The sequence below is a fragment of the Acetomicrobium mobile genome (assembly GCF_937920065.1).
The window spans coordinates 1-5,786 of the sequence record NZ_CALETC010000048.1; the positions used below are offsets into that span (position 1 = coordinate 1).

Consider the following 5,786-nt stretch of genomic DNA (forward strand, 5'->3'; position numbering starts at 1 on the left):
CCAATATTAAAGCGACAAGACAGGCAACAAAGGCGATACCTATGATCAACCTTTTGTGTTTGGCTAACACTAATGCTAGATCGAGCAGATCGATCTCGTCTTCCTCGTATTGATAGTACCCTTCACCTGGCACAGATACCTGTTCCTCTGTGTTTGGGTTTAGGTTTTCTTTCTTTTGCTCATCCGCTGCCAATATAATTCACTCCTTCAAAGACCGGCCTTTAGTCAAATGCATCCACGACCACGGCTGCGCTTATGGCTGTCTTGTAGACGATATCTACTATGTCCCTTGTCATTCTAAGGTCTGATACGACCTGGATTTTTTCTGGAACAATAACAGTGTCGCCACGCTCGAGATAGGGTGGTTTTTTTAAATTCCCTACGCGCATCGCGCTGCCGTCGGCTTTTAAGACATATACCCTGCCCCTGTCCGCAGTTCTGCCGTATCCCCCGGCTTTTTCGATATAGTCTTGGTGAGTTGTATAAGGCTCATATATGAACGAAGAAGGATTGAGAACGTTGCCGGCGACGTTTACGGTTTGAGCCTCGCGTGGTATGTGAAGGCGATCGCCTTCCTCAAGCACCAAATCATAGGGAGTTTTTTTAAGCAACGTAGGCGGATCTTCAAGCCTTATGACCACCCGTCCTGTGGCTCTTGTTTGTCTTAACACGTCAAGCATCCTGCTTTTTTGCTGTGTTTCCAGTTCGACCAATCGTGCATCCTCAGTCGTCAAAGAAGAAGCGGTGCCTGCAGCGCTTGCCGTGTAAAGTTCTCGTTCCAAACGTTGGACCATTTCCTCTATGCCGCGCTGTTGCGATTCACGAACCGATTCCCTGGTGAATATGGCCCCCGGCAGGAAGGCGCGGTCCGTGTAGCCGCCTGCACGTTCTATGAGATCGGACAAAGTCTCACCCTTTTTTACTGTGTAGACCCCGGGGTATTTAACTTCTCCTGAAATGGTGACGGTGGCGTATAAATCCCACTCCGGCACGGTCCTGACAAAAATGTAATCGTTCATTTCCAGAGGGATGTCGTTTTGCGGATCTCCACCCAGGGCTTTTTCCAGGTTTATGTGCAAATGTTGAGTGACAGGGCCTTCTTGCGTAACTATTACCCTCGTTAACTCGGCCTGATTTGAAGCCATGTAGCTTAATCCGCCCGCCCTTTTTATGACTTCCGAAAGCTTGGTTACCCCCGGTTCTATGGCGTACTCGCCTGGCGTTGCCACAGGTCCCGTTATACGTGCCGTCCTCGTGCTTCGAGCTACCGGGAAGAGGCGTACGATGTCAGCATCTTGGACGGCGAACTTTCGCAAGAAATCTGCGCCCAATGTATCTAAGTCGCCTTCAAGTAGAGTAAGGTATTGGCGATTTTCAACTCGCATGATTTGAACGCGGCCTTTAAATGACTGTCCTGTAAGGCCGCCTGCCATATCGATTAGTTCGCCAAGCCTGACTCTTTCTTTTATTTCGTATAATCCGGGCCTTTTTACGTTGCCTACGACGCCCACCAAGGGCCCGACTTCGCCTATAAATATAACGTCGCCCGGCATCAAACGTATGTCTTTAGAGGTGTCTCCTTCAAGGAGCATGTCGTACATGTCAAAGGTGGTTACGATTTCGCCGTTTCGGCGAACATGTATGTTGCGCATCGATCCCGTTTGGTTAGGTCCTCCCGATACGACTAACGCATTGACCAAGGTCGCGAGGGAAGATACCGTGTAGGCTCCTGGTCTTCTTGCGTTGCCAACGACGTAAACTAGAATAGTGCGAAGTTGTCCCATGGTGACGTTTAAATCGAAATCAGTATAATATCGAGAGTATTCTTTTTTGATGGCATCTTGTAACTGAGAAAAGGTCATACCAGCTGCTCCTATGACTCCGGCGCGGGGAAGGTTTAAATTGCCATCGCGATCGACCGCGACATTCCACTGCCCTTCTACCATACCCCAAAGGGAGATCCGAATTTCGTCGCCTGGACCTATCACATAGTCGGGGCCTACCGGTACGGCCGTCACGGGGGCAAACGTCGAAGGAGCCCGCCTGAAGAAATCTAATCCAAATCTGGGAAGCATCCGCATGACCTGGGAAGCAGGGGTGCTTAAAAAAAGCTGGTCCAGCTGGGCGTCAGTGAGGGCGCTAAAGGCCTCTGGTGTCATCTCCTCGCCTACTTCCGGTAATGGAGCCGGAACGGCGGGCGTCTCTGCTTCAACCTCAACTTGAGGCGCTGGCTCGCTTGGCTGTGGGGCAGGGGCTTCTGGCGCTGCATTTTGCAATATGTTCTGAATGTTTTGAAGGCTCGGCGGCAAGCCTGGAGCTTGGCCAGTGCCTCCGCTTGGGATTTGTGCTGGTCCACCCGGGGCTGAAGTCACGCCTTCTTGCGCCTGAGCCATAAGAACAAACGATACAAAACACATAAAAACAACAATGAAAGAAAGGATAAGAACAAACTTTAACTTTTCGCGGTACATGCCTATTGCCTCCCTGTAAATCGATATTTCTCATCTTTTGCCATATTTTGGCCTTCTTCTAGCCGTTCGTATAAATTTTTTATCAATCTATCGGGATTCAGCTGTCCCCACATTAGATCGGGATCCTTCCAATGCCATGGCACTCTGCCGGTATAGTAAGGCCAACCGCCCGTCATTATTATATCCTGATTCCATATATAATTCGTGTCAGATCCAAAGAATATGTTCGTAGGTATTTCTAATTCGACTCCGACGAAGGAGTAATCCTTGCCCGATCTCAATCTATCAGCACGCGTTACGTAAAACCCGATTCCGACGTCATCCCAATGTCTCATCATCGACAATTTAAAGCCTGTATCGTCATCGTCGACAAACTTTCCCACTTCGGCCATAAGATCCAAATCGTAGCGAGGTTCGTGATATCCAACCTGAAACAAAGCAGCTCCCATCCAGCCATCGTTTTCCAAGTCGATGTTCTCACATCCGTCATGATACAGACAGATAGGGTCATCTGCCAAGGATGCAAAGCCCTCGGGGTCTCGTTCGTGGACTAATCCAAGCCTTATCCCTGTGAAATAACGACCATTATCGAAATAAGTCCGCCTCCAATAATTTCCGCCAAACCAAAGGGCGTCAAGCCATCCGGCTTCGTAAAGCTCGAAAGTGTTCTTATCAATACGCTCCATGTTGCTAAACACTGCCTGCCATATTCTTGTCTTTTCGTTGGTCCATGGTTCATACGCGAAGTCTTCTTCCTTGCCATGTCTTTTTACGGGGATGCGAACGTCAAAGACACCTCCCTGGCCATGGGTGGAGTTCCATTCATAAGCCACGTCGACGCTCCAACGGGCATCGTAATCTTCGTAGTCTGACCGTAAAATCCTGGGTTCGTATGCAACGTAAGCTTTGTAAATGTGTTCCCCCTTGTCCGGGGCCGTCGGGTCTGTCCTGTAGCTCCAGATCTCCTCGTCGATTTCTTTTGAAGATGGGTCTGCCCAGTAAGCGATTGTCTCTTGAGCATATTCTTTTCTAAGGGCGTTTAACCTCAAAAGCGCGCAGTGCTCGCCAGGAATTTCGACGCAGGTCACGGGTTTTCCTCGAACGCATGCCCTCAGTACGAGGGCTTCGGTGTCCCAGGGAATGAGATGAGAAGCGAGGTATAAAACCCTCGCCATGGCCTCCGCCTCCGAGCTATAGCCCACGTTTTCGTAACTTATGAGTAAGTTTTTATTGCGCCGGTCAGCTTTTACCTCGACATTTCTAACCCCTAGTCTGTTTGGGATGACGACAGATACATCGCTGATGAGATCAAGTGTACCCACGTCTGCCCAAGATTTCAAGTTATTTAAAGGAGCTTTTTGATATGAGCGTTTTTTATTGCCGAATATCGGGCGGTCTCGCAAATCGAATGGACGGTACACAGCAATGCACAGCTCATCTCCTCTTTGATAGCTCACGCTTATATCGGCCCAAGAGGTTTTAATAACGGCTCCGTAGTTATAATCGGCATCGACTTTGGTTATGGGGCGTTTTCTGCCGAATATGTCTTTGCTGTAATCCATAGATCCGTACTCGCCCTTTAACTCTAACCAGTCGTAAGGTTGCCACGACATTCCCCAAAAGGAACCTCCCATGCGATCCGAGCCCCAGCCTCCAGTAAAAGCAAAGTCACCAATCCTATAAGTGCTCACTATATAGTGAGACCTGAAATGTTCCGTAGTGCTTATGTCCATGATGCCAACGGCTATGGCTGGCTTCAAGTCTTCCTGAGGTAAAAGCAGATATTTGACGTCAAACTCGTGATCTTTATAGCTGCCAAATCGGGGGTATTTTTCTAAATTTAAAGGAACATTTGTAACATGAGTGATTCGAAAGTTAAGTTCGACATTTGGAAGATAACCCATGGCAAGGTAATATGTAATGTAGGGATTTGCATCGGTGTAACCAAATCTTCCCTGTCCGTCATTTAAGATTTCGGCGGTTGGGTATTCCCAAAGGCCGGTAATGCCTCCGTTTGTCGGGGACATGGCTTGCAATTGTGCTTGAAAGACCGGATGCAATAAAATAAAAAAAGCGGCGAAGAAACATAAAAGTCCTTTTATCGCTCTTCACTCCAATTTGAAAGACTGGAGATTTATAAAGCCCTTTGATTTCTCGTTGCACTACAAGGCTGTCAAACATATTATATTGACGAAGGCCTAAACGTCAAGTTACAAAGAAAAACAAGGGGTGCTACGAGTTGCGTGAGGTGTTGTCATGAAAATCGCCTTCGATTGCTCTCCGCTGTTGAAACAGAAAACAGGTGTTGGATGGTATTGTTATAGCTTGTTGGAACAGTTTATCAATTTTACAGAAGACGAATTCTTATTATTTTCTCTTAGTCTAAAATCCAAAGACCCAGATTTACCGCTCGGATGGAATGCAAGGCCAAAAACACGTTATCATTTTTATGCTCCCTTGCCTAGAGCTTTTGTCTCACTCTTATCCAAATGTTTTGGAAAAATAGTTTCTCGGCTGCTGTTAACCGCAGTAGATATGGTCCATTTTACCAATTTTATAGCCTTTCCAATTAGAGGAGCCAAAACAGTTTTGACCGTTCACGATCTCGCCTTTCTTCGATTCCCCAGAACAATAGAACTCAAGAACTATATCACATTAAAAGCTTGTCTGCGATTTTCTTTGGATATTGCAGACCGGGTTATCGTTCCGTCATTGAGCACCAAAAACGATATAATCAATTTTTATAATTACCCTAATGAAAAGATAGCAGTTATACCTCTTGGCGTGAATCATGATATTTATGGGCCTATAGCAGATATACATTCGTTAAATGCTTTTAAGCGAAAACATTCATTAGGGCGATATATCTTATTCTTGGGCACCTTGGAGCCCAGAAAAAACGCAGTCGGGTTGCTTAATGCATATAATGTTTTGTGTAAAATGATGGAGATAAAGCGGGTACCGGATTTGGTCTTTGGAGGAGGTAGAGGGTGGAAGAACAAAGCATTCAATAAGACATACCAGAATCTTGATAAAACCGTCAGGGATAAGATTCGCTTTCTTGGATATTTGCCTCAAGAAGAATTACCCCTCCTGTATTCAGGAGCTGACGTGTTTGTCTTTCCTTCTTTGTGGGAGGGATTCGGTTTGCCTCCACTGGAAGCTATGGCCTGTGGCACTCCTGTCATCACTTCTAATGTGTCTTCTTTGCCCGAGGTTGTCGGAGATGCTGCGCTTTTGGTGGACCCAGATTCGCCAGAGCAAATAGCTGAAGCCATGTACGAAATTTTGACCGACGAAGATTTGGCATCAAAG

Annotated in this window: 4 protein-coding genes; 1 reads left to right on the plus strand and 3 read right to left on the minus strand. The window is 46.9% G+C overall.

Annotated elements, in window-relative coordinates; genetic code table 11:
* The 3 genes from Q7P41_RS01835 to Q7P41_RS01845 form a co-directional block, all read right to left on the minus strand.
* Positions 1-193 (minus strand): hypothetical protein (locus tag Q7P41_RS01835; RefSeq protein ID WP_303881692.1); only part of this gene is annotated, 193 nt, incomplete at its 3' end.
* Between the two features lie 28 nt (positions 194-221).
* On the minus strand, positions 222-2,471 hold the full coding sequence (locus Q7P41_RS01840; protein WP_303881693.1) for an SLBB domain-containing protein: 2,250 nt from the start codon (positions 2,469-2,471) through the stop codon (positions 222-224).
* A 2-nt stretch (positions 2,472-2,473) separates the two neighbouring features.
* Entirely contained in the window at positions 2,474-4,498 is a 2,025-nt protein-coding gene (locus tag Q7P41_RS01845) for a YjbH domain-containing protein (protein WP_303881694.1), read from the minus strand.
* Between the two features lie 229 nt (positions 4,499-4,727).
* Here Q7P41_RS01845 and Q7P41_RS01850 point away from each other — a divergent pair.
* Positions 4,728-5,786, plus strand: a 1,059-nt coding sequence (locus tag Q7P41_RS01850) for a glycosyltransferase family 1 protein (RefSeq protein ID WP_303881695.1), incomplete at its 3' end; no start/stop codon positions are given.

Excerpts from the sequence above, each read along its gene's own strand:
- Q7P41_RS01840 (WP_303881693.1), bottom strand. The coding sequence starts at position 2,471 with ATGTACCGCGAAAAGTTAAAGTTTGTTCTTATCCTTTCTTTCATTGTT.
- Q7P41_RS01845 (WP_303881694.1), bottom strand. The coding sequence starts at position 4,498 with ATGTCCCCGACAAACGGAGGCATTACCGGCCTTTGGGAATACCCAACC.